Raw genomic sequence first — 25,167 nt, forward strand, 5'->3', positions numbered from 1 at the left:
CTTCCTTCCCGATTAATAGTAATACACCATTTATGCCAGAGAAAACCGTGCTGTTAATTAATTGATTTTTAATGTGTTAGTTAATAATACCGGGAAAAGGAGAAATGCTGGTTTTCAGTAAGGCAGCCGGGGACGCAGTGTTAAGTGGTTGATTTACAGGTAGTTAACTACTGCGACCGCCTGTACCCGATTTTTCGGCAACCTTCTTATAAGCAAGGTAGAACTGTTTCAACACCCGGTCGGCTTCTGTTTTTGTCATCGGTGCCATATGTCCGATACGAACCACCTTGCCGCGCATCTCTGCCTGACCATTGGCAAGAAGGATGCGGTACTGGGTTTTGCAGATGTCAACGATCTTTGTGCCATCAACCCCTTCGGGTAAGCGGATGACCGTAAGGGCGTTTGCCGGGTTCTTCGGGAAGATGGAGAGTCCCATCTTTGTTACCTTTTCCCGGACATAACGGGCAAGGGCTGCCTTTTCCTGCCAGCTTTTCTTAACGCCGCGCCGATGAAATTTCTTGAGGGCGAGGTCAAGGGCATAGTAGATTGAGATTGCCGGGGTCCAGGGTGTTTGCCCTTTTTCCGCAAACTGACGGTACTTGCGCAGGTCAAAGTAGTAACGGCTGTTTTTGCACTTTTCAACCTGTTCCCAGGCACGGGGGCTGAGGGCGATGAAGGATAGTCCGGGCGGTATCGCCAGCCCTTTCTGGGAGCCGGCAAGGACAACATCAATGTGCCAGGCGTCCATCTGCAGTTCGTCAACCCCCATACCGGCAACGGCATCGACAATGAGAATTCGGTTCAGGCGGTAGCAGATTTCGCCGAACGCCTTGATGTCGTTGAGGGCACCGGTTGATGTTTCGGTGAGGGTGGTGAAGACACAGCGGGCGGCGTCGTTTGACTTAAGTTTGCGCTCCAGTTCATCGGGCGGGATGGATTCCCCATAGGGCCGATTGAGTTCGTCAACATAACCACCAAAACGAATGACCAGTTCCCGCCAGCGCTCGCCAAACTTGCCACAGACGGCAACGATGACCCGGTCCTGGGGATTGACAAGATTGGCGACAGCGGCTTCCATCGCGCCGGTTCCCGAAGCGGTGAGCACATAAACCGGCTGGCTGGTGAGGAAAAGTTTTGCCAGCCCCTTCATTACCGAATCCTGGAGCGCGGCAAAACTTGCCTCACGGTGGTAAACGAGGTCGTTGTTCAGGGCTTTAAGATACTCCGCGGGTACCGCGACCGGTCCCGGAGTGTAGAGTTTGTATTTTGGTTTAATCATAGGATCGTCTCCTTTGTTTTCTTAACAGCACAAAATTCGCCACACATTGTACAGGCGCCTTCGGTGCGCGAAGGCTGAATGGCAAATACCGCCTTTGCCCGTTCCGGGTCAAGGCTGTGGGCAATCATTTTGCCCCACTGGAGGCGGGCACGATAGCGGGAAAGTTTGTTGTCCCAGTCAATCGCGCCGGGATGATGCCGGGCGATATCAGCGGCATGGGCGGCAATGCGCGATGCGATAACCCCTTCCCGGACATCTTCGACATCAGGAAGTCCGAGGTGTTCGGATGGGGTAACATAGCAGAGAAAGTCGGCACCATAATAGGCGGCAAGGGCACCACCAATCGCGGCGGTAATGTGGTCGTAGCCGCAGGCGATGTCGGTTACAAGTGGACCAAGGACATAAAACGGGGCGCCGTCGCAGACCGTTTTTTCCAGTAAAATGTTCGCCTCAATCTGGTCAATCGGAATGTGGCCCGGTCCTTCGACCATTGCCTGAACACCAGCGGCGCGAGCACGCTGCACCAGTTCGCCAATGGTTAAGAGTTCTGAAATCTGGGCTTCATCGGTGGCGTCGGCAATCGCACCAGGACGCAAGCCATCACCTAATGAAAGGGTGGCGTGATACTCTTTTGCCATTGCCAGTAGTTCATCGTAATGTTCATAAAGGGGATTTTCCCGGCGGTTGAATTTCATCCATTCCATCATCATCACACCGCCCCGACTGACAACACCACCCAGGCGTTTGCGCACTGTGCCGAGACTTTTCCGGGTTACACCGCAGTGCACAGTGATGAAGTCAACACCGTCCGCCAGGTGCCTTTCAATGCCCTCAAAGATTTCTTTGACGGTAACTTCCGGAAAGGAGCGCCGGTGCTGGCGCGCGGTAAGTGCCACCTGGTAGATAGGTACGGTGCCGACCGGTACCGGGGAATTGCGAATAATCTCCTGACGGATTTCGTCCACGGCGCCGCCGACCGAAAGGTCCATCACCGTATCAGCACCAGCGGCAACCGCAACGCGCAGTTTCTCCAGTTCGGCTTCAACATCAATCCGGTCCGGGGATGTGCCGATGTTGGCGTTGACCTTTACCCGGGTTTTCTCACCGACGGCAAGCGGTTTGATTTTCCGCTTCCGGTTCTTAAGAAGAACAACCCTACCCGATTCGATGAGGCGGCGCAGTTCAGCGGGTTTCAACCCTTCGGTTCGGGCAATCGCCGCCAGAGTTGATTTATTCATTGGTATTCACCTCCTCAAGTGCGACGGTAGTTTCAGAGCCGTCTTGATAACGGATTGAGAGTTGATGGGTCAACGGGTCAACACCGGTGACCGTTCCAACACCCCGGGCGGTTTTAACCGGGTCACCAATACGCGGGCAGAGGAGTAACCATCGGTAGGTTTCCTCTTCGTAGGCAAGACAGCAGAGCAGTTTACCGCAGAGCCCGGAGATTTTGGTCGGTTCGACAAACAGATTCTGCTGGCGTGCCATCCGCAGGGTTATCGGTTTTAACTCCTTGAGAAATTGCTGGCAGCAAAGGATGCGACCACAGGGACCAATGCCGCCCAGAAGTCGGGCATGGTCACGAACCCCAATCTGTTTGATTGCGACGCGCACATTGAGCGCTGAAGCGAGCGCTTTGTGGAACATCCGGAAGTTCAGTTTCTGGTCGGAGATGAAGTAAAAACAGACCTTTTTCTTATCAAGTCGCCAGTGGGCACCCACCACCTGCATTTCAAGCCGGTACTCATCACGCAACCGGCGGAAAATCTCCAGTGTCTGTCTGGTTTTGAGGTCCAGTTCGGTGCGCACCCGCAGGTCTTCTTCGGTGGCACGGCGCAGGACAACACCTTCAGTGGGTCGGGAACCGGTGGCGTCAATCATTATCAGTTTGCCTAAATCTTCACCTTCCTCATCGCCGATGATGACCATTTCTCCGGGCGCGAAGTCAAGATTGGCGGGCAGAAGGCACCAGTCGCTTTTGAAGATGTTAAACTCAACAAGGGCACTGCGGTCTTTTTCTGCCATTAACTTCTCCCTCAGCGGAACTGGTCAATCTCCTCCGGGGTCAACAGGTTTTCCAGTCCGGTTGCAGGCTCGTCCGGGCTGTTGGTCCAGGCGAGTCGGTAATTGCCGTCGCCCCGGGTGTCGATAAAGACAAAGGTGTATCCTAACTGGTAATAATACCAGTACTCGCGCGGTTTTATCTCCATCTCCATCGTTTTGCGTTCCACCGCATCCGGTTCGCCGTAGCGAACATACACCCGTCCCCGGTCGGTATTGATACCGGAAGTTCTACCACTGCGGTAGCGACCTTCGGCGGTTTCCATTCGGCGCACAAACTCGGTGAGGTTGTGTTTTGACCAGAACCAGGCGAGGTAGGCGACTTTACCGGAGTCGGAAAGCGAATTGTAGTAGGCGAGTTCTTTGGGTGTCGCGATGAACTCCAGTTTCCGGTAGTACTTTTCTTCCTGCGGGGAAGGTTGAAAAGTGTAGGGGCGGGGTGAAGGCGCAGTACTACCAATGGTAAATTGGCGGGCGGTAGTTACGGTCCGGTTGTTACTGTGGTCGGTGAGCGTTACACCAAAGAGATAGGAGCCGTCTTGAATACTGTCGATGCCCAGTTCGAGAGTGATGCTGGCTTTTGCGCCCGATTTTTTCCGGACAATCGGTGCTGAGCGGACAATGGTGTCCTTACTTAACACATCGACCAGGTGGTAGCGGAATTCGTAACTGCCGGAGTCAGGGATAAGTCCATAGCCTTCGAGATAGGCGCACAATTTCCGGGCATCGGAGCCAAACCGGCGTCCGGGATTGGGGACAACGACCAGTCTACCGGTGGCGGTGTCGCGCAGGAGGGCAACCGCCAGCTGGATAGAACTCAGGGCGGGGTGAGCGGCGAAGTCCGGAACCGTTAAGGTGTCGATGATTGTGCCCTGGTTTAAAGAGTCGGCAATCGTTACCTTTACCTCGTAGGTGCCGGGTGGCGCATTGATGCTGAACTGGTCAACAAATGTTCGCTGGTGCTGTGCCGCATCCTGAAAACTTTTGATGCGGGCGCGTTTGTTTATCGTACCGGATTCGGAAAATTGCACATCAATGCCCTTGAGTTCGGTACTCACCGTAAACAGGGCAACAAGGCCATCAGGTCCCGGTTGAAATGCCAGCTGGTCAAAGGGCACGCCGTAGTAAAACTCGACCCGGCTCGAGTCGCTCTCGCCCTGAAATACCGCCCAATCAAGGTCAAACTGCAGTGTTGCGAAAACGGCTAAACTGAATAAGAGCAAACTTGCCATCTAACGCCTCCCCGGGGTTAGCAGAACAAATTCACCGGAGCCGAAACGGTCGACAAATACAAATGTCAAATTTTTTTCGTAATAGTACCAGATTTCCTGCGCGGGCCGGTCGATGTTAAAAGGCTGTAACTCAATCTGGTCGGGCGGGCCGTACTCAACATAAACCTGTGCCCGGTCACTGCGGTAACCTTTATCGCCTTTGGCAAAATGCTCCTCACAATAGGCGATACGCTCAAAGTACTCCTCTTCTTTTTCGTTGACCGGAGTTGACAGGTTCGGGTCTTTATTTTGCCAGAACTCCTGCCAAGCCGAAAGCCGCTGGGCACGGGGTGTCTTCTTTAACTGGCGCATCTCTTCGTAGGAGGCGATGTAGAGCAACTGGTCAACCTTTACCAACCAGAGGCTGTCGTCATAGTAAAAAGGAAGGTTGACCGAGAAGGTGGTTTTACTCGCCGGGCTGATGCTATCGGCAGAGACGAGCATCGCTTCAATGGTGTATTCGCCGGAACTGAGCCGGGGGATACCAGATGAGTCAACAACGGGCAGAATAAATCGTGCCTGTTGAATTCCGGCTGATTCAATTGCCGGGATGGTGTGGCGAATTAACGCCCGGGTTCCCTTGCGAACGACAAACCGGACACTATCACCCTGGTGCCCGGTACCAGCTTCAGCCAGCACTTCAACCGTGTCATTGAGACCATAAGTGCGACCGGGGTTAATCTGGCCCGATTTCAAGGGGCGCAAACGAAGTACGCCCGGTTCAATCTCGACCGGAAAGGTGGCGGTTGCCTGACGTTCACTCTGCAGGTCCTGAACAGTGAACCGGAACTGGGTAGCGGCCGCCGGAATGGAACTGGTCAGTAATTCGCTGAAACTCAAATCCCGGCGCTGGGTCAGGGAGTAGTCGTTGAGCCAATGTTTCCTTTCCCAGACCTCACCGGCAATGGTATTTTTCTTTTTGTCCAGCACCTCAAGGGTCAGGCGAAACCGGGCGACAAACCCGCCGGAATCACGGACAAAAGACAGCGTATTGTAAGGAATTTCATAAGACAGTTCGAGGCGCTGCGTCCGGGCGCTGTCAAGGTAAACCATCTGGTCCAGTTCGACCTTGAGATTGCCCGTGCCGACTGCGGTTGTTAACAGCGCTGCGACCGACATAATAAGGTTCATTGTCCAGTCTTTAAGTTTAGGAAATTATTCACTTAAAGTCAAGGACAGGTGGCAAGAATGGTGGTGAGCAACTGGCACAGGGTAGAAGCACTGATTTGAACCAGACAAGGGAATTTCTGAGTTAAACCAACCACGGCGCAGTACCTAAAACAGGTGCGGTCTGTATACTTTAAAGTATACAGCCGGCGATAAGAATTATCAATGTAAGGTATTGTGATTTAAAGGGTTAATTCTTTGAGGCTTAATTTTCCATACCCAACCCCGGGGTAGTTTCGGGAATGGTATCGGATTTTTGAGTCCGGGGTAATTTTAAGGTCGATTTTGTCGTGAAGTGTGCCGGTATAATCTCTTCTACAGCGGAGTTTATCATAACCGGAGGTTGAGGATGGTTTCGGTCTGGCCAGGGGAACGGTATTTACCGGTTTAGTCGGCGCAGAATTGAGCGAATCTCGTCCATCTGCTCTTCATAGCCTGAACCGCCCAAAGCCTGTTCTGCTGCCTCTTGGTCGGTGTAGTCCGGACTGGCAAGTTTGCGTGCGATTGCATCCATTCCCTTGGGGTCACCAATCCGGCGCAGGGCAGAGATGGCGGCTTTGCGGACCTGGGGGTCAGGGTCGTTCAGGCGCGGGATTAAAGGGTCAACCGCTTTATTGGAGCCGATTCTGCCCAGTGCCCGGCACGCGGTCATTCGCACCAGGCGGCGTGGCGCGCTGGTTAAGATAATGAGGTGGTCAAGTGCTTTTGAACCAAGGTCGCTGAGCGCTTTGGTGAACGCCATTGCGATGTCTTCCTGCGGTTCTTTCTGAATGGCGTCAAAGAGCGGTTCAATCGCCTGGGGGTCGCCAATGTTGCCTAATGCCAGTCCGGCTTCAAACCGTACCACGGGCATTGAGTCTTCAAGAAGGTTGAGCAGGAGAGGAACCGAAGGCTTGTCTTTGAGTTCGCCTAACCTTTTTGCCGCCCGGGCACGGAGTTCAGGGTCTGAACTGGTAAGTTGCCGACGCAGACGGGCGGTCTCGGACTGACAGGCAAAAATTAGGATGGTTGCCAAAGTAAGTTTCAGCCAGTTTTTAGCCACAGGTAGAATTTTAACATTGCCAGATAACGGGTCAAATGAAGGGCGGGATACCGATTATTATCAGCGCCCGGACCGGGGTAAGATTATGAAAAATTCAGTCGGGTATTCGGAGCGGTGATGGCGGGAATTGACATTTGTTCAGGGATAAATATTATCCCAGCGTGAGGAGTTTTTTGCTGGAACTCGGCACCGAGGAGTTACCACCCGGTGTGATTGAACCGGCGGCGCAGGAGCTTTTGCGCCGGATTTGTGCCCAGTTTGAGGAGCACGGTCTTAAAACCGGTGCGGCAGAGCTGTTTTACACCCCGCGGCGGCTCACGGTGCGGATAAAGGATGTACCCGAGGAAAAGCCGGGTGGTGTGGTGGAGCTGCAGGGTCCACCAAAAAAGGCGGGGTTTGACCCGGAGGGAAAGCCGACCAAGACCGCAATTGGTTTTGCCCGGGCACAGGGTAAAGGGGTAGAAGATTTGTATGTGAAGCAGACACCGAAGGGCGAGTACCTGTTTGTGAAGAAGGAGGTACCGCCGGTACCGGTAAAGGCAATTTTAGAAGGGTGTCTTGGAGAGTTGATACGCACCCTGCCTTTTCCCAAGACGATGCGCTGGAATGAGACGGGTATGCGGTTTTCCCGGCCGGTACGCTGGATTTTGTGCCTTTTGGGTGAGGAGGTGGTTAAATTTGAATTCAACGGGCTCGTGTCTGGTAATACGACCCTGGGGCACCGCAATTTCAGTTCCAAGCCGATTGTGGTAGTTCGTCCTGAGGATTATGAGACGGTGCTGTGGGAACACAGGGTGATGGTCAATCCGGTTCAGCGTCAGGCGGCCGTAGAGCGGGGTTGTGCTGAACTGGCACAGGCGCAGGGTGGTACGGTTGTTTCTGACCCGGAACTGGTGAAGGAGACGGTGAACATCACCGAATTTCCCGAGCCAATTCTGTGCCGGTTCAATCCCGACTATCTCACTCTGCCCAAAGAGGTGTTGATAACCGCTTTGAAGATGCACCAGCGCTGTTTTTCGGTTCAGGAGCAGAGCGGCAGGTTACTACCTTACTTTATTGCGGTGGCAAACACGCCGGGTTGCGACCAGGAGTGGGTGCGGTTCTGGTACGAACGGGCGATTGAGTCACGGTTGCGCGACGCCCGGTTTTTTGTGGAAAGCGACCTGAAGGTCGGGCTGGAGCCGCTGGTGGAAGAGGAGAAACGGGTGGTGTGGATTGAAGGTCTGGGCAGTTATTACGAGAAGACGCAACGGCTAAGGGAGTTGTGCCGATTTCTCTGCCAGACGATTGGCGGTATCGATGAGAAGCAACTGGACCGGGCGGCTTTATTATCCAAGGCGGATTTGCTGACCGCGGTGGTGCGGGAGAAGGAGTTTACTTCGCTCCAGGGTGTGATGGGCGGGGTTTATGCAAAAATCTTAGGTGAACCAGAAGCGGTGGCACAGGCGATTGGCGAGCAGTATCTGCCGCGCAGTCTGGAAGACCGGTTGCCCGAATCAGCAATGGGTGGGGTGTTGAGCATCGCTGACAAGATTGACAATATCGTTGCCACATTTCTTGCCGGTACGATTCCTACCGGTTCTGAGGACCCGTTTGGGGTCCGGCGTCAGGCAACCGGGGTGCTGCTAATCATATTGAAGAATCGCTGGCCCGTAGGGATTCCAGAACTGGTAGCCAAGGGGTTAGTGCTCCTGGGAAGAGATGACAAAGCGGTCCAGGAGATGGTACTGGGGCTTTTTCGGGAGCGGTTGAGCGCAATTCTTGCTGAGGAGGGGATAAGGTACGATGTGGCGAATGCGGTTCTGGCAACGGTGTGGCATACACCGATTGAGGCGCAGTTACGGGCGCGGGCGCTGATTGAGTTTCGCAACCGGCCCGAGTTTGAAAAGTTGATTATCGGCCAGAAGCGGGTGGCAAATATCCTGCGTGGTCAGGATGTTTCCGGATTACCGGACCCGGCGCTGTTTCAGGAGGAGGCGGAGCGGGTTTTGTGGCAGGAGGCACAGGCGGTTGAGCCCAAACTGAAGGAAAGGCTGGAAGGGGCGGACTATCTTGGGGCGCTGGAACTTTTGCTCTCTTTACGCCGCTCGATTGACCGGTTGTTCGACGATGTGTTAGTGATGTGTGAAGATGAGCGGTTGAGGATGAACCGGCTCCGGCTGCTTTCTTATGTGCGGTCGCTTTTCAGCCAGGTGGCGGACCTTTCCGCAATTGTCCTTGAAGGTTAAAAAGGTTTTTCGCAATGCCTGCGGTTTGACGGTTGGTCTGGCACTAACTTTTTCTTTTATCTTCTGTGGAAGTCGCAATGGTAAACGGTTAAGTTCCCGGGAGCAGGGGGCGATTGGATTGTCAGATTCACAAAAACGGGCGGCTATAACTCTGACCATCAAGGGGAATCGGATTGATGCTGAGGTGGCGGCAACACCGGAGAAGCGGACACTGGGTCTTTCCTTCCGGACCGCACTGCATCCTGACTCCGGAATGGTTTTTGTTTTTGAAGAGGAGCAAATACTAAGGTTCTGGATGAAAAACACCTACATTCCGCTGGCGATTGCGTTTATTGATAAAAATGGTGTGATTACCGATATTATGGAGATGGCGCCGCTTGATACCCAGACCCGTTATGAGTCTTCCCGGCCGGTGCGTTATGCGCTGGAGGCAAATTCGGGCTGGTTTTTGGTCCATGGGATTGAACCCGGAGATACGGTTCGCGGTTTGCCGGTGCCCGGTTCGGGTGGAGAATAATTTTTTTTACAGGATGATTGCTTGACAGAAATGGGGTTTAGGGGTATTTTCTTGTTGAGGATAGATTGAACCGGTTGCGTTTTGGTTGTGTTGTTGCCCTGGCCGCACTGTTGGCGGGCTGCGCCTATTTTAACACCTTTTACAATGCCGGGGTGTTTTACCGGGAGGGGATGAGGCTGAAGGCGCAGGGTCAGGTGAGTGCAGCGGTGCCCAAGTTTGATAAGGCGATTGAGAAGTCAGCGCTGGTGATAAACCGCTGGCCCAAATCGCGCTGGGTTGACGATGCCCTGTTTCTGATTGGCCGGAGTTATTATGAAAAGGGCGACTATGCCCGGGCCGCGACTTATTTTGAAAGATTAAAACTGGCTTTTGCCCAATCGCCCTATCTGCCCGAGGCTGAGCTTTACCGGGGGCTGGCGCTTTTGCGGAGCGGAGAGGCGGGAAGCGCCCGGCTCGTACTGGAGAATGTTAAGAGGAGGTATCCGAAACTGGGAAGAGTCGCCGATTTCTATACCGCGCTTTACAACATCGAACAGGGTGAGATTCAGGAAGGTGTTGATTCGCTTGTCGCATTGGTGCAGCGCTACCCTCGCCTACCTTATATGAAGGAGGCGGTGAGTAAGATTGCCGAAGGCAAGATGCAATTAGGAGCGTACGGAGAGGCAGAGCGGTGGTTTCGGAGGTATGTGGAACTGGAACCGGCACCCCGGCTCCGGGCTGAGGCGCAGATGAAGATTGCCCGCTGCCGGTTAGAACAGGGCAAGGCTGAGGAGGCGGTACAGATGGTTAAGGAGGCGCTGGGTAAATACGCGGACCTGGATGAGGCGTTGAATCTCCTGTTAGGTAAAGCCTATCTGAAACTGGGCAAGAACGATGAGGCGATTGGGGCGCTGGTCCGGGTAAGAGGAAACAACGCGGTAGGTGCCGAGGCGGCGTTTCTCATTGGCCGATTTTATGAGGAGAACAAGGATTTCAGCCGGGCAAAAGTTTACTACGACAGCGCCCGGTTGCGCCGTGCCGATTCCGAGCAGGGGGTTCTGGCGGCAAAGCGGCTGGCGTTGTTACAGGCACTGGAAGAGGATACAACCGGCACCCGGGATTCAGCGGAAATGAAGTTTCTGCTTGCCGAAGTGCACAATCTTAACCTTGAAGAGTTTGATACCGCGCTTCGCCTTTACCAGGAGGTTTGCGACTCCTTTCCCCAGAGCCCCTTGGCACCGAAGGCGCTTTTTGCCCGGGCGTGGATTTTGTTGTATAAGAAGGCGGATACCATTGCCACCCGCGATGAGTTGAAAAGAATCGTCCAGAAATATCCGGATACGGAGTATGCCCAAGAGTCAAAGAAGTGGCTGGATAAACTGGGAAGATGAGACAGTACGGAGGGAAGTTTGATTAATTGGTCAATGGGTCAGGTGGTTGAGGTTGCGCGGGTTGGGGCTGAGATTTATTCGGTGTGGATTTCGGAGCGAAAGATTAGTAGAAAGGTCAAACCCGGACAGTTTATTGGCGTTAAGGTACCGGAAAGGGATGATTTGCTGTTGCGCCGGCCCTTTTCTGTGGCTGATGTCAAGGGAGGTAAAATGCGGATAGTTTTTCGGGTGGTGGGAGCGGGAACAGCAAAACTTGCCCATAGTAAAAAGGGGGATAGATGGGACATTATTGGACCTCTGGGTAAACCGGCGCCGCTGGTTCAAAACAAAAGTGTTGTGGTTTGCGGGGGCGGTGTTGGTGCCGCACCGTTGTTTTATCTGACCCGAGTTTTGAAGGAAAAGAATCGGGTGGTGGCGGTTTTGGGGGCGCGGCGCGCCGCAGAGTTGGTTATGGTTTCAGAGTTCCGGCAACTTGGTGTAAAAGTTTATCTGACAACCGAGGATGGAAGTAAAGGAATAAGAGGGTTGGTGACCGAAGCGTTGGAGCCGGTGATAAAGGTGATGGAGAAGCCGGTGGTTTATGCCTGTGGACCTGAAGGGATGCTCAAGGCACTTTGCCCCTTGAGCAGAAAGGCAAAGGTCTGGGCGTTTTTCGAGGAGAGGATGGGATGTGGCACCGGGGTATGCTACGGATGTGCGCTGCCGAAAAAAGACGGTGGTTATCTACGGTTGTGCCAGGATGGTCCGGTGGTGAGTTTAGATGAGGTGGTGCTGTGACGTTGGAGGTTGTTATTCGCGATGTAAAATTTCCTAATCCGGTACTGGCAGCATCAGGGACATTTGGTTTTGGCTGGGAGTTTTTAGCAGTGGCAAATCGGCTCGGTGGTGTTGTCACCAAGGGGTTGACAATTGCGCCAAGAGCCGGAAACCCGCCGCCGCGTATTGTGGAAACCGCAAGCGGTGTGGTTAATTCGGTCGGACTGGAAAACCCCGGGGTCGAGGTGTTTAAAAGGGAGATTTTGCCCCGACTTCAAAGAGTTAAATGCCCGGTTATCGTGAATCTTGCCGCTGGAAAAGAAGAGGAGTTTTGTGAGTTGACCGAGACACTGGAACAGACACCTGTTGCTGGGTTGGAACTGAACCTGTCCTGTCCGAATGTAAAGGAAGGTGGCGTGGTATTTGGTCAAGATGCGCTACAGGTTGAGAAAATTACCCGGGCGGTGCGTAAGAGGACTGGAAAGTTGCTAATTGTGAAGCTGACCGCCAACTTTGTTGACCCGGCAGATACGGCAAAAGCGGCAGAGGCGGCAGGTGCCGATGCGGTGAGTCTGATCAACACCCTATTTGCTCTGGTTCTGGACCAGGAGGGCAAGCCTTTGCTGGGCGGCAGGACCGGCGGGCTTTCGGGTCCGGCAATCAAACCGTTTGCCCTGTTCTGTGTGGAAAGAGTGGCACGAGCGGTTAAGATTCCGGTTATTGGGATGGGCGGAATCAAGACCGGCCAGGATGCGTTTGAATTTATCTGCGCTGGTGCCCATCTAATCCAGGTGGGAACGGCAAATTTAGTTAAGCCGGATGGGGCGCTTGAGGTGGTGAAGGAGTTAAGAAGGATGGCGCGAACCCGGGGCTGGCAGAGCTGGGATGATATTCGGGGAAAGGCAGGAGAGGGTCGTTTTAGTTGAGAGGAGAGGTAGATGACTAAGTTGATTCTGGCATTAAATGTTGACAGTAAGGAGCGAGCAAGAGAGATTTATAAAAAAATTGGGTCCAAAGTTGATGTGTACAAGATAGGTATTGACCTGTGGACCAGAACTGGACCAGAACTGGTAAAGGAGTTCGTGGCGCAGGGGGCAGAAGTTTTTCTGGACCTTAAGTTTTGCGATATTCCATCGGTGGTGGCAAAGGCGGTGCAGGCAGCAACTGAACTGGGCGTGAAGATGCTGACTGTCCATACAATGGGCGGTGCAGCGATGTTGTATGCGGCAGTTAAAGCGGCACAGGCCGCAGGTGACAAAAAGCCAATGGTGTTAGGGGTGACGGTTTTAACCAGTTTTGACCGAACGGGTTTGGCGCAGGTTACCGGTTGTGACCAGGAGGTGGAAAACCGGGTTGTGGCACTGGCAGAACTGGCGCAGAGTATGGGTTGCGATGGGGTAGTTGCGGCGCCCCCGGAGATTAAATTAATCAGAAAACGGTGCGGTCCGAAACTGGCAATCGTGACACCGGGCATAAGGCTGGAACCGGTGCGCTCGATTGACGACCAGGCGCGCACGATGACACCCGAGGAGGCGGCACAGGCAGGAGCCGATTACATTGTTGTAGGAAGACCGATATATGAGGCAGTGGACCCGGTGTCAGTAATTGAGGAGATTAAAAGGCAATTAGGGAGGGTGTATGAATGAAGATTTCGCCGGTTTGCTGCGTGATGCCGGGGCGCTGCGCGAGGGCCATTTTCTTTTAACTTCGGGACTGCATTCAGGGAGGTATTTTGAGAAGTTCCGGATTCTGGAGCGTCCGGAACTTTGTGAGCGTTTTGCCCGGGTGATTGCGGAACGATTTCGCAATGCCGGGGTTACGGTGGTTTGTGGTCCGACAACCGGTGGGGTGATTGTTGCTTATGAGGTGGCGCGGCAGATGGGTTGCCGGTGTATTATCGCGGAAAAGTCGGAGCAGGGCCGGAAGATTGGTCGGGGGTTTTCAGTGGGCAGTGCCGACCGGGTCTTGATCGTGGACGATGTGTTGACCACAGGCGGGTCAATTCAAGAGACCCTTGCGGCAGTTGAACCGACCGGCGCTAAAATTGTTGGGGTTGGTGTGTTTATTGACCGCTCTTCCGGGGTCAGTTTTCCGGTGCCCTTTTTCGGGGTTTATCAGGAGCAGGTCGTGAACTATCAGCCCGACAACTGTCCTTTGTGCCGTTCTGGGGTTCCACTTGAGGTACCGGGCAGGAGTGGCAAGGGTTAATGGGCAATTTTTTCTTGACATAAGGTCAGGAACTTGGTAAATTTAAGCGTTGTGTTCAGCAGGCAATTACAAACAGGAGGAGTATGTATGAAGACAGTAACAAAACTTACCACGCTGGTGCTGGCTATGATGTTTGCGCTGGCACTTATGGGGTGTCCGAAAAAGTGCGTGAAGCCGGCAAAGGAAGAGCCGGTTGTGGTTGAAGAACCTCAGGTAGAGGAAGAGGTTGCCCCGGCTAAGGTGGAATTAAATCTTCAGACGATTTACTTCGATTTCGACAAGTCAGACATCAGACCGGGTGACGCTTCAATTCTTCAGGCAAATGCCGACCAGATTAAGAAGGCAATTGGAGCCGGACAGAAGTTTTCGGTGACAATTGAAGGTCACTGCTGTCCGCTGGGTACTTCAGAATACAATATGGCATTAGGCTGGCGCCGGGCAGAGTCGGCAAAGTCCTATCTGGTTAAATTGGGGGTCGATGGTGCACTGCTTAACACCATCAGTTATGGTGAGGAACGGTTGGTGACGAACGACCCGAATCAGTATCACCTGAACCGGCGCGCTGAGTTCAAGACAACGGAAAAGTAACCTTCTGAATAACTGCTTGATTGATGGTCGATGACAGCCGGTAGGCAGCAGAGGTCAGCCAGCAAATATCTGGCAGCCGCGGTGAGCCTGCTGGCTGTCATCTTATTACTTCCCGGTTGTGCAATTCAGCGGGAGTTTGTGCGCCGGGGTGAACTGCTTGATTCGATAGCGGTGCGGGTGCAGCGGCTGGAGAGAGAGCAGGCAGCGCAGCGCGAGGCGCTCAATCGGCTGCGCGCCGATGCCCTGACCGGACTTGAAGGGGTTGAAGGCCGGTTGGGCGAAATTTCCGCCCGGTTAAATGATTTTGAGGAAAGGCTGGACCGCGTCGGCAGGAAAGTCGGAGCATGGCGCGGGGAGATAACAACCGAGACGCCCACACCGGAGGAGTCAACACAAGTATCTTTTCCGGATACCACAAATTCCGGCATTGATGCGGACCGGCTTTACAATACGGCGTACCTTGACTTCACCCGGGGAAATTATCAGGTGGCGATAACCGGGTTTCGTCGATTTGTCAAGTTATTTCCGTCCAGCGAGATGGCGGACAACGCCCAGTACTGGATTGGAGAGTGTTTTTATTCACTGGGGCAACTGGACAGTGCCGGGGTTGAGTTTCAGCGAGTCATTAATGAATATCCGCAGGGTAATAAGGTACCCGCGGCACTGTACAAATTAGGTCTGGTGTATCAATTGCAGGGCAAAGAGGGGCTTGCCCAAAAAAAGTTCAAAGAGGTGGTTGATAAATTTCCCGGGACACCAGAAGCAAATCTGGCACAGGAAAAAATGAAAAAGCCGGAGCGGTAACGGCAGATGACAGCGAACGGCTTTTGGGCGCCATTTGTTTCGGCCGGTCCGTTTGCGCTCGGAATCATCATCATTCTTTTCGTTTTGTCGGTGGTGAGCTGGGCGATATTCTTCCGAAAGTTGCGACAGTATCGTCAGGCAAGCGCACAGACAAAGGGTTTCCTGGGTGTTTTTGGGTACCGCCGGGGTTTGAAGGATTATCAAGAATTGACAAGGATGTTTCCGGCTTCGCCCCTAACCGCGCTCTTGAATGCCGCGGTCGAGGAGTGGCGGGTGTTAAAAGAACAGTTTGGTTCTGGTGCCGGGGCTGATGCTCTTAGTCAACTGGTTCCTAATATCTCCGAGGCGATGGAGCGGGCCGGTTCAAAGGAGATTGACCGGCTGGAGTCCTCGCTGTCGTTTCTGGCAATCACGACAATGGTTGCTCCTTTTCTCGGGCTTTTAGGCACGGTTCAAGGGGTTCTGCGGACATTTTTGTCGCTGCGGGGTGCGCAGATGCCAACCTTACAGTTAATTGCGCCCGGGATTTCTGATGCCCTGATAACCACGGTAATGGGGCTTCTGGTGGCGATCCCGGCAGCCTTGTTTTACAACTACTTTGTGGGCCGGGTGCGGAGCCTGCAGTCCGAAATGGAACGGTTTGTGTCGGAAATGACCGGTGTTTTTCGCCGGGAGGTAATTGCGACTCAGTTTAATAATCGGCAGGAGGAAAAGTGAAGGAACGCCGGCTGAAGTTTCTTGCGGAAATGAACATCACTTCGCTGGCGGATGTGAGTTTTACCCTGATGATAATCTTTCTCATCGCCGGTGTTTCTGCTGCTTTGAGCCGGCAGCAGGGCATTGACCTTGATTTGCCTCGAACGAGCCGACCCGAACCGCAGACTCGTGCGGGATTGGTGATTTCAGTTAAAGCGGATGGTCAAATTTTTGTTGGTACCAAAGCGGTTTCGCTGCAGGGATTGGGAAAGGCGCTTAGTGACCAATTTGCCCGGGGGCAGTACGATCGCGTCTATCTTCATGCGGACCGAAGGGTTGACTACGGAACGATAATTGAGATTCTGGGTATCGTCCGGGAGCAGGGTGTTTCCAACATTGGTTTGACCGCACTGCCCAAGTAACGATATAATTGTTAAAATGAAACGGGAGTTGCTTTTGTCGTTCACGGGTCATATGGTGGTGGTTGTCGGGATTGGCGTGATGACCCGTATCGTGCCTAGGTCAAAAGAGGCGATGCGACCGGCGGTGATTACGGTGGAAATTCTTCGGTCCGGGGTTGCAGAGAAAAAGGAAGAAGCCGAGCCGGCGCCCCATTTACTGCAACCAACGCCCAAACCCGTTCCGGCAAAGAAACCGGAAAATAAGCCGACACCGAAAGCGCGGGTGAAGAAAGAGGATGATGTATTGCGCCGGCAGGGTTTGGGCGCGCGCGTAGAGGGGGCAGCGGTACTCGGGTACAATTACTACCTGCAGCAGATGCTCGAGCGGATTGGTGAAAACTGGGAAGACCCAGTTTATGGCAGGACTAATAAGCTGAAGGCAACGGTATTTTTTGTGATTGAACGGGATGGCCGGCTGACAGATGTGAAACTGGAGCGGTCTTCGGGTGATGGGCTGTTTGATGAGTCCTGTGTGCGGGCGGTGCTGGTTACCGGTAAATTGCCGCCCTTACCAGATGAGTTTACAACCCCGCGGTTGAAAATTCATCTGGAGTTTGAAAGATAAAGCGATAAATTCCCTGTGGTTAACAGGGAGAGAAAGAGGTGATTTATGATCGGAATAATAATAGCGGTTGTTGTTGGTCTTCTGGTTCTGTTTTTTATCGGCACCTACAATATGCTGGTGCAAAGCCGGAATCGGGTTCAGAATGGCTGGCATCAGATTGATGTCCAGTTAAAACGGCGCATCGACCTGATTCCCAATCTGGTGGAAACGGTCAAAGGATATGCGGCTCATGAGCGGGCAATCTTTGAAAAAATTGCCGAAGCCCGGCAACAGGCGATTGGTGCTAAGGGTCCGGCTGAGGCGGCAAAGGCAAACAACCAGCTGAGCGAAACGCTGAAAACACTGTTCGCAGTTGTGGAGAACTACCCGGACCTGAAGGCGAATCAAAATTTTTTGAAACTGCAGGAGGAGCTTGCCCATACCGAGAACAAAATATCCTTTGCCCGGCAGTTTTACAACGATGTTGTTATGGATTACAACAACCGGGTGCAGATGTTCCCTTCAAGTATCATTGCGGGGATGTTTGGCTTTAAACCGGCAGAATTTTACACCGTGCCCGATACAGAACGCGAGGCACCTAAGGTACAGTTTTAACCGTTTACGATGAACGAAGAAAGGAAAGGTCGGCGCGAAAACCTGTACAATTTAATCAGCCGTAATAAGTTAGGTACCGCGTTTTTCATCCTGCTGTTTTCGCTTTTGTTAGGATTTGTCGGTTATTTATTGGGCTATTTTTTTGACTGGGGGCTGGAGTACTACATCCTGTTTGGTCTGTTTATTGTAGTTTACAATCTGGTCTTTTATTTTAACTCCGATAAAGTGGCGCTGGCGGTGAATCGTGCCCAGCCTGCACCCGAGGAGGAGTTTTATCTCTTGCATAATGTTGTGGAGGAGGTGGCACTGGCAGCAGGGATTCCAAAGCCCCGGGTTTATGTAATTGATGACGATGCCCCGAACGCCTTTGCTACAGGTCGGAACCCGAAGCATGCGGCGGTGGCGGTGACTCGAGGATTACTGGAAATGATGGACCGGGAGGAGCTGCAGGGTGTTATCGCCCACGAAGTTGCGCATATCCGTAACTATGACATTCTCTTGATGACAGTAGCGGCGATTATCGGTGGTTTGATAATTCTTTTTCGGGATATCTTTTTACGCTGGAGTTTTTTTGCCAGCGGAAGCAGGCGGCGCGACTCACGTTCTCGCGGCGGTGGTCAGAGCGGGGTGATACTTTTGATAATAGCGTTGATTCTGACGATTGTGGCACCGCTTCTCGTGGCGCTAATCCGGGCGGCAATATCGCGGCAACGGGAGTTTCTTGCCGATGCTTCGGGCGCCTACATTGTGCGCAATCCAGCAGGACTGGCGCGCGCGCTGCGGAAGATTGGTTTGTGGTCGGGGAAATTGGCGACCGCTTCCAATGCCACGGCTCATATGTTTACCGCCAATCCATTTGGGAACGATAAAACCGAAAGGGTAAGTCTATTTGCTTCACATCCACCACTGAGCGAGCGGATAAGAAGACTGGAGTCTTTAACTTTTGATTAAAACGGTAGCTTAACGCCGTTTCTTTCCGGTACCCGGGTAATCGCGGGTTTCTAATTGGGGTAGGCTGCCGATTAATTTCACCCGGTCCGGACCGACAACACTGGTAAGCGCGGCAATGAGTTTTGGTTCAAGTCGTACCGGGTACTTTTTTAACAACAGGCGCCTTTTTTCATTATCAGATTTAGTAAGATGCAGCACGACCGGTGTTTCACCGGGGAAGGCACTAAGGGTTTCCCGTATTTTGGCAATTAGACTGTCGCCCAGTTCTGTTTCGAACAGTTCGAGAACGATTTTCCTGATAAATTCATAGGCACGGTCGAAAGGGTAAATGCTGTCTGCCCACAACTGGGGAATGCCACCTGTTGTCGAGTTGTCGCCGCCGGCACGCATTTTAACCTTGCCCTGAACGATGACCATACTGTCCGGTTTGAGTAATTCGCGGCAGGTTTCCAGTACATTGTTAAACACCATTACCTCAATGGCGGAGTTGAAATCCTCTATTGTGAGGATGAAGTAGTCCCGTTCCCGGCGGTCTTTGCGAACCTTGCGGCTGGAGATGATACCACCAATTGCCACCGGTTTTCCTTCTTCAAGATTTTCCAATTCGGCGATGGGAGTGAGCGCGAGGGCGTTGTATTCCAGTCGGTAGTGTTCGAGCGGATGCGACGAAAAGTAAAAACCGAAGGACTCCTTTTCATAGGTTATGATATCAGCGGTTGGTGTAGTCTTCTCCGTTTCCGAAAGTGAAGTGCTTTCTTCCTGGGCTGGACCAAAGAGTTGAAACTGTCGCTCGTAAAGCAACAGTTTTTCGGAAGCCGCCTTGGTCATTAACGGTTCCAATTCGGCGAGGAGCTGGGTGCGATTGGGGTTGAAGGTGTCAAAGGCGCCGGCTTTGATTAACGATTCGACCGCTTTACGATTGACCTTGCCCCGAGTGCGGACGAGAAAGTCAAGCAAATTTTCGTAAGGTCCTTTTTCCTGCCGTTCAGCAACGATTACCTCAGCGGCATTAACACCGACATTTTTCACACCGGCAAGACCATAGCGCACAGCATCCTTTTCAATTGTAAATTGCGCGGCGCTGTGGTTAATATCAGGACCCAGTACCTTTATACCCATGCGACGTGCTTCGCTGATGAACTTTGCCAGTTTGTCGGTGTCACCCAGTTCACTGGTCAATGATGCGGCGATGAACTCCTTAGGATAGTTGGCTTTGAGATAGGCGGTGATATAGGAAAGGCAGGCGTAACCAGTAGCATGGGATTTGTTAAACCCGTAGCCGGCGAATTTCTCCAGCAGGTCAAAAATTGCCTGGGCGCGTTCACGGGGAAGCCCCTTTTTCTTTTCACACCCGGCAATAAATGTTTCGCGCTGTGCTGCCATTTCCGCCGGTTTTTTCTTGCCCATAGCGCGGCGCAGAATGTCGGCTTGCCCCAGAGTGTAGCCGGCAAGAGCCTGTGCCGCTTGCATTACCTGCTCCTGATAGATGATAATACCGTAGGTTTCTTTACAGAAATCTTCAAGGTCTGGATGGTCGTACTTGATTTTGGTGGGGTCTTTTTTTCGTTCGATGTATTCAGGGATCAAATCCATCGGTCCGGGACGGAACAAGGCGATTAGGTCAATTATATGCTCCAGTTTTTCCGGTCGGCTCCGTTTACACAGGTCGCGCATCCCGGCCGATTCCAGCTGGAATAGCCCTACTGTTTCTCCCTGCTGTAAAAGTTCATAGGTGCGCCGGTCCGAATAGTCCAAGTTCTCGATGCGGAATCCCGGGGTGTGTTGTTGTATCAGTTTTTCCGCTTCGTCAATTACTGTAAGGGTCCTCAGGCCGAGTATGTCCATCTTGAGGATACCGATGTCATCCAGAGTATACATATCGTACTGGGTGCAGGTTTCACCACCGGGCACTTTATAAAGCGGGATAAGTTCAAGAAGGGGACGCGGGGTGATTACGACCGCGGAAGCATGGACTGAAGCATGGCGACACAAACCTTCGAGTTTTAAAGCAATCTCCCACATTTGCTGGTATTCAGGTTTAGAGCGGATGAGAAACTGGAGTTCGGGAACCTCTTTTAGAGCAGTGGCGAGTTCACTGCCCGGTGGGATTTGCTTGGCGATAGGGTCGACTTCGGCAATCGGGATATCGAGAACCCGACCCACATCACGGATTACCGCTCGCGAGCCTAATGTCCCAAAGGTTATGATCTGAGTAACCGAATCTTCTCCATAGCGAGAACGGATGTAATCAATTACCTCCTGGCGCCGGCTATCAGCAAAGTCGATATCGACATCGGGTAAAGTTATTCGTTCGGGGTTTAAAAACCGCTCAAAGAGCAACCCGTATTTCAATGGGTCGATTTCGGTAACACCGAGGCAGTAAAGAACGAGTGAACCTCCAGCAGAACCGCGACCGGGTCCGACACGAATTCCTTTCATTTTGGCAAAATGGACAATGTCGTGGACTATTAAAAAGTAGCCGGCAAAGCCCATCCGGTTAATCACTTCCAGTTCGTGTTTTAGCCGCTCTTCAATTTCCCGTGTTGGAGTGCGATAACGTTGTCGCACCCCTTCATTGACCAGATGGGTGAGATAGCGAAACTCATCTTCAAACTCCGCTGGGGGCTTGAATGCGGGTAGGTGGAATTGTCGGTTTTCAAGATTGAGTACGCACTCACACTTTTCCGCCACCGCCCTGGTGTTGGAAACCGCCTCGGGTAGGTCTTTGAACAGTTCGAGCATTTCGGCGCCACTGCGGAAATAGAATCCGTTGCCCGCGAGGCGCAATCGCTCCTTGTCTTTTAGCCTCTTGTTCGTCTGCAAACACACTAAAACATCCTGCGCCCGGGCATCTTCTGGTTTTAGGTAGTGGCAATCGTTGGTTGCGACAATCGGGATGTCCAGAGCGCGGCTTATGTCCACAATGTCCGGTATAATCTTTTCTTGTTCGGGGAGGCCGGTGCGCATTACTTCAAGATAGAAGTTTTCCCGACCAAATATTTCCTGGTAACTGGCGGCGGCGCGCATTGCTGAATCAATATCCTGGCGCAACAGATACCAGTTGACCTCGCCTTTCAAACAACCGGATAGGGCAATTAGTCCTGAATGGTACTTTGCTAAAAGTTCTTTATCGACGCGTGGTTTATAATAAAAGCCTTCGAGATAACCCAGTGATACAAGTTTGATTAAGTTGCGATAGCCGGTTTCGTTCGCGCAAAGAAGAGTAAGATGAAAACTTGCCTCCGGAACATCGATGTGATGCTCTTTTTCTTGTCGGTGGCGCGGAGCAATGTAAACCTCGGCGCCGATAATTGGTTTCACACCTGCCCGTTGCGCTGCCTGGTAAAATTTTATAACTCCGAACATACCACCATGGTCAGTTAGTGCCACCGCTTCCATCCCCATTTCCTTTGCCAGTTGCACCATGTCTTCAATGCGCGTTGCTCCGTCCAGCAGACTGTACTCAGAATGGTTATGGAGATGGACAAAGTCGACTTTCTGTCTTTCTCTAAGCATTTAGACTGTTATAGCCTTATTACCGCTCGTGTCAAATTGTGCAAATATGTTCTGTCGATTTTCATAGGGGAATGATTGATTAGGATATGGTTATTTTATTTGACAGGTTAATTAAGATGGTTAAAATTAGATGTGCTAATGAGCGCGGCGCTCGGGTTACTCTTGGTCGCCCAGCTATATCGCTTTGATTTTACCCCGATAACAAGTCCACAGTATGCGGGTGATTCATTTGAAGTGGCGATAATCGCCCGGGACCCCTATGGTGGTATTTACGATTACAATCGTCCTGCATTCCTTTCCACCACAAGGGGAGCAACCTACATCTATCCTAATGTAATCGGTCCATTCCGCAACGGCGTATGGAATGGTAAAGTGATGGTTACGCTTGCCGACAGTTTGCAGATTCGCTGTACCGATGATTCGGGTCGGGTGACCAGCAGCAGTAATGTTTTCCAGGTGGTTTCCGGACCACCGCGGCGGTTTGTTACCGTGTTACCAGGACAGCAATTGAGTCCTGGAACCCGTGAGGGAAGGTTGGGTCCGCCGAACAGTCAAACAGCAGGTGACAGTTTTAACTTTACAGTTTATCTAACTGATGTTTGGTGTAATCCGGTGCGGTTCCGAACCGACAGTGTATATTTTGCCGCGAGCGATAACTTTGCGATTTTGCCGGCAGGTGGTGAGATACAGGATGGTAGTAGTCGGTTTACCGCGATTTTCCGGCGGGCTGGTGTCCACCATATTTATTGTTTGCCTGCTAACGGACAGCCCTTTGTGCCGGACACATCGTCTTTGTTCGATGTCCGTGCCGGGGTATTTGAGCGACTGCTTTTAATTCTTCCCGGAGAGGTTCCATTACCCGGTGATACAGCATCTCTGGATTGGATGACCCCTGGTAAATCGGAAGAACCTTTGCCTCAGTATGTCCGAGAGCCATTTCAAGTTTCGGTCTATCCGTGTGACCGTTGCTGGAACATTGTTGGAGGAAGCGGAGTACGGGTGAAGTTGAACTCCGAATTTCCCATCGAGTTCTTCCCTTCGGAGACAACGCTGGTTGATAGTGCGAATTTTCTTGTTCAATTTAATACCGCGGGTCCAAATCAGAACTTATGGGTTTACGATGTCGCCGGAGGGAATGAGTCTTACCGTACACGGCTGGACATCAAAGCCCGGGGTAGAAGTTTAGAGATTACGGCGCCGGATACGGTGGTAGCGGGTGAGACCGCTTTTATCCGGGTGGTAGTTCGGGATGCAAATCAACAGCCAATTACTGCCACGGTCTGCCGGTTTTCGGTAGTAAAGGGAAATGGTGATATGCTTGATGAGGCGTTGCTCACCGATACATCAGGTATTGCGATTGCCCGTTTTCTCTGTACCCGGGCGCGTTTTGCCGAGTTTGATACCATCAGGGTTGTTTCCGGTGCGGTTGAGTCGCTAATCGGGATATATGTAGACATTCCGGACAGCGCGGTGATGCTGGGCAAGGTTGTTGCCTTTCCCAATCCTTTTGGTTTCAACCGTGATGCGGCGGAGATTGTGTATTATCTCAACCGTTCCGGTGCGGTTGATGTGCGGATATTTGACCCATTTGGCAATGAAGTGGTCGGATGGCATTTTGCGGCTGGAGAACCAGGAGCGCGGGCAGGAATCAACCGGTTGATGTGGAATGGGAGAAATCGTAATGGACGTCGGGTTGCTTCGGGCGTATATGTTGTTCAAGTGGTTGGGCAGCTTCATACTGGCACGGTGTTTCGGAGTACCTACCGTTTAGGAGTGGTATGGTAAAAAACAGGACGGCGTGGGTTTGGTTTTTACTTTTGAGTGCGATTGTTCAGACTGTTATTGCTGGTGAAGGCGGTTTGCCCGGGGTATTCCTCAATTATGGTGCGGGGCCGCGGAGTCTGGGCATGGGCAAGGCTTTTGCCGCGGTTGCGGACGATGCTCAGGCGGTTTACTTTAATCCCGGAGGGCTGTTTCAGTTAAATACGCACGAGGTTCTTGTTGCCCATTCGCAACTTTATGGGGCGCGCATGGAGTATATCGCCTATACGATGCCAACAAAAGAGTTTGGAACATTTGGTGTTAGTATTTTGAATTACGGTGCCGAGGGACTGGAGTCGCGAACGCCGGAGAACTGGCAGTATCAATCAACCCTATTTGCCGAAAACGCCTATTTTGTTTCTTATGCCTACAATCCGTTTAATTTTCTGGGCGTAGGGGCAACCGCAAAACTGATAACAAAAAATCTGGCACAGTTTGCTGATGTGGGCATCGGTGCTGACTTTGGGCTACTGGCGCGAGCCGGAAAGATTTTCAGTTTTGGTCTTGTAGTGCAGAATGCGATTGAACCGGTTTTAACTTTGCACACCCTTTCGGACCGGTATCCGCGAACATTTCGGCTGGGAGCAGCGGCACACTTACTTGATGGTCGGGCGGTGATAACGGCTGATGTGACTTCGCCGCTACTGCGGGAGATTGATGAAAATACTAATAATCCAACCGACCGGTTAAAACTGGACTTGACTCCGCATGGTGGGGTGGAATTTCATATTGTACCCGATGTGATTGTGCAGCGCATCGGTATTGACCCCAATGAGATAAGTCTGGGTCTGGGAATTCACCAGGCTTGGGGCAAGATGGGGTTAGGTGTCGATTATGCGTTTTTGTTGCACCACCAATCGCAATTCCGGCTGGCACCTACTCATAAGATAGGAATATTTGTGGACTTTTCAGGCTTTCGGGTTTGGATTGATGCTCAACCAAAACTTTTTGCCCCAACACCCGAAGATAAAAACAATGTGTTGTGGATGGACATCAGGACTGTTTCCCGGGCACCGGTGAAGCGCTGGCAGATTATGATAAAAAACAGTTTTGGTGAGGTGGTGAGGAGTTATAGTGGCTGGGATGCACCACCACCGCGGATGTGGTGGGATGGGCTGGATGATGTTGGCCGACTGGTTTCCGATGGTAAGTACTACTACGACATTGTGGTTGTTGACCAGCGTAATTCTTCGCTTAGTTTTTCAGGTTTTCTTACGACGGTAAAGACCCGAGGTCCGCAAGGGAAAATTGAAATCAAGCCGGGCGAGTAGG

At 52.2% G+C, this 25,167-nt stretch carries 23 protein-coding genes; 16 read left to right on the plus strand and 7 right to left on the minus strand.

Going from position 1 to position 25,167, the window contains the following annotated elements:
- Positions 1-163 precede the first annotated feature (163 nt).
- From HPY86_06425 to HPY86_06450, 6 genes are all read right to left on the minus strand, one after another.
- Positions 164-1,279, minus strand: coding sequence for an alanine--glyoxylate aminotransferase family protein (locus HPY86_06425; protein ID NPV14549.1), 1,116 nt, complete (start codon positions 1,277-1,279; stop codon positions 164-166).
- Complete coding sequence (gene thiC / locus HPY86_06430) at positions 1,276-2,517, minus strand: phosphomethylpyrimidine synthase ThiC (GenBank protein ID NPV14550.1); 1,242 nt, start codon at positions 2,515-2,517, stop codon at positions 1,276-1,278. Before thiC ends, HPY86_06425 begins: the two co-directional genes overlap by 4 nt.
- Positions 2,510-3,304, minus strand: coding sequence for a stage 0 sporulation protein (locus tag HPY86_06435; GenBank protein NPV14551.1), 795 nt, complete (start codon positions 3,302-3,304; stop codon positions 2,510-2,512). The genes thiC and HPY86_06435 overlap by 8 nt, the downstream gene beginning before the upstream one ends.
- An 11-nt stretch (positions 3,305-3,315) precedes the next feature.
- Positions 3,316-4,572: a GWxTD domain-containing protein gene (locus HPY86_06440; protein NPV14552.1), complete on the minus strand. Its 1,257-nt coding sequence runs from the start codon at positions 4,570-4,572 to the stop codon at positions 3,316-3,318.
- A complete protein-coding gene (locus HPY86_06445; protein NPV14553.1) occupies positions 4,573-5,742 on the minus strand; it encodes a GWxTD domain-containing protein in 1,170 nt (389 codons plus the stop codon). It abuts the gene before it with no gap.
- Positions 5,743-6,157: 415 nt separating this feature from the next.
- A complete protein-coding gene (locus HPY86_06450; protein NPV14554.1) occupies positions 6,158-6,820 on the minus strand; it encodes a HEAT repeat domain-containing protein in 663 nt (220 codons plus the stop codon).
- Between the two features lie 161 nt (positions 6,821-6,981).
- Between HPY86_06450 and HPY86_06455 the strand changes: the two genes are divergently transcribed.
- The 14 genes from HPY86_06455 to HPY86_06520 all read left to right on the plus strand — a co-directional run bounded on the left by HPY86_06455 (position 6,982) and on the right by HPY86_06520 (position 18,558).
- Positions 6,982-9,048 carry a glycine--tRNA ligase subunit beta gene (locus HPY86_06455; GenBank protein ID NPV14555.1) on the plus strand — a complete coding sequence of 689 codons (2,067 nt, stop codon included), beginning with the start codon at positions 6,982-6,984 and terminating at the stop codon, positions 9,046-9,048.
- Entirely contained in the window at positions 9,038-9,565 is a 528-nt protein-coding gene (locus HPY86_06460; protein ID NPV14556.1) for a DUF192 domain-containing protein, read from the plus strand. The genes HPY86_06455 and HPY86_06460 overlap by 11 nt, the downstream gene beginning before the upstream one ends.
- Before the next feature lie 65 nt (positions 9,566-9,630).
- Positions 9,631-10,935: a tetratricopeptide repeat protein gene (locus HPY86_06465; protein ID NPV14557.1), complete on the plus strand. Its 1,305-nt coding sequence runs from the start codon at positions 9,631-9,633 to the stop codon at positions 10,933-10,935.
- 18 nt (positions 10,936-10,953) lie between these two features.
- Positions 10,954-11,712 carry a dihydroorotate dehydrogenase electron transfer subunit gene (locus HPY86_06470; protein ID NPV14558.1) on the plus strand — a complete coding sequence of 253 codons (759 nt, stop codon included), beginning with the start codon at positions 10,954-10,956 and terminating at the stop codon, positions 11,710-11,712.
- Complete coding sequence (locus HPY86_06475; protein ID NPV14559.1) at positions 11,709-12,617, plus strand: dihydroorotate dehydrogenase; 909 nt, start codon at positions 11,709-11,711, stop codon at positions 12,615-12,617. Before HPY86_06470 ends, HPY86_06475 begins: the two co-directional genes overlap by 4 nt.
- Before the next feature lie 12 nt (positions 12,618-12,629).
- On the plus strand, positions 12,630-13,337 hold the full coding sequence (gene pyrF / locus HPY86_06480) for an orotidine-5'-phosphate decarboxylase (GenBank protein NPV14560.1): 708 nt from the start codon (positions 12,630-12,632) through the stop codon (positions 13,335-13,337).
- On the plus strand, positions 13,330-13,899 hold the full coding sequence (locus HPY86_06485) for an orotate phosphoribosyltransferase (GenBank protein ID NPV14561.1): 570 nt from the start codon (positions 13,330-13,332) through the stop codon (positions 13,897-13,899). The genes pyrF and HPY86_06485 overlap by 8 nt, the downstream gene beginning before the upstream one ends.
- Positions 13,900-13,986: 87 nt before the next feature.
- Positions 13,987-14,487: an OmpA family protein gene (locus HPY86_06490; protein ID NPV14562.1), complete on the plus strand. Its 501-nt coding sequence runs from the start codon at positions 13,987-13,989 to the stop codon at positions 14,485-14,487.
- Positions 14,488-14,568: 81 nt separating this feature from the next.
- On the plus strand, positions 14,569-15,291 hold the full coding sequence (gene ybgF, locus HPY86_06495) for a tol-pal system protein YbgF (GenBank protein NPV14563.1): 723 nt from the start codon (positions 14,569-14,571) through the stop codon (positions 15,289-15,291).
- Positions 15,292-15,297: 6 nt separating this feature from the next.
- A complete protein-coding gene (locus tag HPY86_06500) occupies positions 15,298-16,008 on the plus strand; it encodes a hypothetical protein (protein ID NPV14564.1) in 711 nt (236 codons plus the stop codon).
- On the plus strand, positions 16,005-16,409 hold the full coding sequence (locus HPY86_06505) for a biopolymer transporter ExbD (protein ID NPV14565.1): 405 nt from the start codon (positions 16,005-16,007) through the stop codon (positions 16,407-16,409). Before HPY86_06500 ends, HPY86_06505 begins: the two co-directional genes overlap by 4 nt.
- Positions 16,410-16,425: 16 nt before the next feature.
- Positions 16,426-17,013, plus strand: a complete 588-nt coding sequence (locus HPY86_06510; protein NPV14566.1) for a TonB family protein — start codon at positions 16,426-16,428, stop codon at positions 17,011-17,013.
- A gap of 45 nt (positions 17,014-17,058) precedes the next feature.
- Positions 17,059-17,607, plus strand: a complete 549-nt coding sequence (locus tag HPY86_06515) for a LemA family protein (GenBank protein ID NPV14567.1) — start codon at positions 17,059-17,061, stop codon at positions 17,605-17,607.
- Positions 17,608-17,616: 9 nt separating this feature from the next.
- A complete protein-coding gene (locus tag HPY86_06520; GenBank protein NPV14568.1) occupies positions 17,617-18,558 on the plus strand; it encodes a M48 family metalloprotease in 942 nt (313 codons plus the stop codon).
- Between the two features lie 9 nt (positions 18,559-18,567).
- Here HPY86_06520 and HPY86_06525 read toward each other — a convergent pair whose 3' ends face one another.
- Positions 18,568-22,074, minus strand: a complete 3,507-nt coding sequence (locus HPY86_06525) for a DNA polymerase III subunit alpha (protein NPV14569.1) — start codon at positions 22,072-22,074, stop codon at positions 18,568-18,570.
- Between the two features lie 138 nt (positions 22,075-22,212).
- On the opposite strand from HPY86_06525, the gene HPY86_06530 reads away from it, so the two are divergent.
- Positions 22,213-23,859 (plus strand): hypothetical protein, encoded by a 1,647-nt coding sequence (locus tag HPY86_06530; protein NPV14570.1) that lies wholly within the window; start codon positions 22,213-22,215, stop codon positions 23,857-23,859.
- Positions 23,853-25,166, plus strand: coding sequence for a hypothetical protein (locus HPY86_06535; GenBank protein NPV14571.1), 1,314 nt, complete (start codon positions 23,853-23,855; stop codon positions 25,164-25,166). Before HPY86_06530 ends, HPY86_06535 begins: the two co-directional genes overlap by 7 nt.
- Position 25,167: the final 1 nt, after the last annotated feature.

The organism is candidate division WOR-3 bacterium, assembly GCA_013177935.1.
GTDB lineage: Bacteria > Hydrothermota > Tepidihabitantia > Tepidihabitantales > Tepidihabitantaceae > Tepidihabitans.

Coding starts and splice junctions, on each gene's coding strand:
- HPY86_06515 (NPV14567.1), top strand. CDS start 17,059: ATGATCGGAATAATAATAGCGGTTGTTGTTGGTCTTCTGGTTCTGTTT.
- HPY86_06440 (NPV14552.1), bottom strand. CDS start 4,572: ATGGCAAGTTTGCTCTTATTCAGTTTAGCCGTTTTCGCAACACTGCAG.
- HPY86_06525 (NPV14569.1), bottom strand. CDS start 22,074: ATGCTTAGAGAAAGACAGAAAGTCGACTTTGTCCATCTCCATAACCAT.
- HPY86_06490 (NPV14562.1), top strand. CDS start 13,987: ATGAAGACAGTAACAAAACTTACCACGCTGGTGCTGGCTATGATGTTT.
- HPY86_06500 (NPV14564.1), top strand. CDS start 15,298: ATGACAGCGAACGGCTTTTGGGCGCCATTTGTTTCGGCCGGTCCGTTT.
- HPY86_06435 (NPV14551.1), bottom strand. CDS start 3,304: ATGGCAGAAAAAGACCGCAGTGCCCTTGTTGAGTTTAACATCTTCAAA.
- HPY86_06530 (NPV14570.1), top strand. CDS start 22,213: ATGAGCGCGGCGCTCGGGTTACTCTTGGTCGCCCAGCTATATCGCTTT.
- HPY86_06485 (NPV14561.1), top strand. CDS start 13,330: ATGAATGAAGATTTCGCCGGTTTGCTGCGTGATGCCGGGGCGCTGCGC.
- pyrF (NPV14560.1), top strand. CDS start 12,630: ATGACTAAGTTGATTCTGGCATTAAATGTTGACAGTAAGGAGCGAGCA.
- HPY86_06520 (NPV14568.1), top strand. CDS start 17,617: ATGAACGAAGAAAGGAAAGGTCGGCGCGAAAACCTGTACAATTTAATC.
- HPY86_06535 (NPV14571.1), top strand. CDS start 23,853: ATGGTAAAAAACAGGACGGCGTGGGTTTGGTTTTTACTTTTGAGTGCG.
- HPY86_06445 (NPV14553.1), bottom strand. CDS start 5,742: ATGAACCTTATTATGTCGGTCGCAGCGCTGTTAACAACCGCAGTCGGC.
- thiC (NPV14550.1), bottom strand. CDS start 2,517: ATGAATAAATCAACTCTGGCGGCGATTGCCCGAACCGAAGGGTTGAAA.
- HPY86_06425 (NPV14549.1), bottom strand. CDS start 1,279: ATGATTAAACCAAAATACAAACTCTACACTCCGGGACCGGTCGCGGTA.
- HPY86_06510 (NPV14566.1), top strand. CDS start 16,426: ATGAAACGGGAGTTGCTTTTGTCGTTCACGGGTCATATGGTGGTGGTT.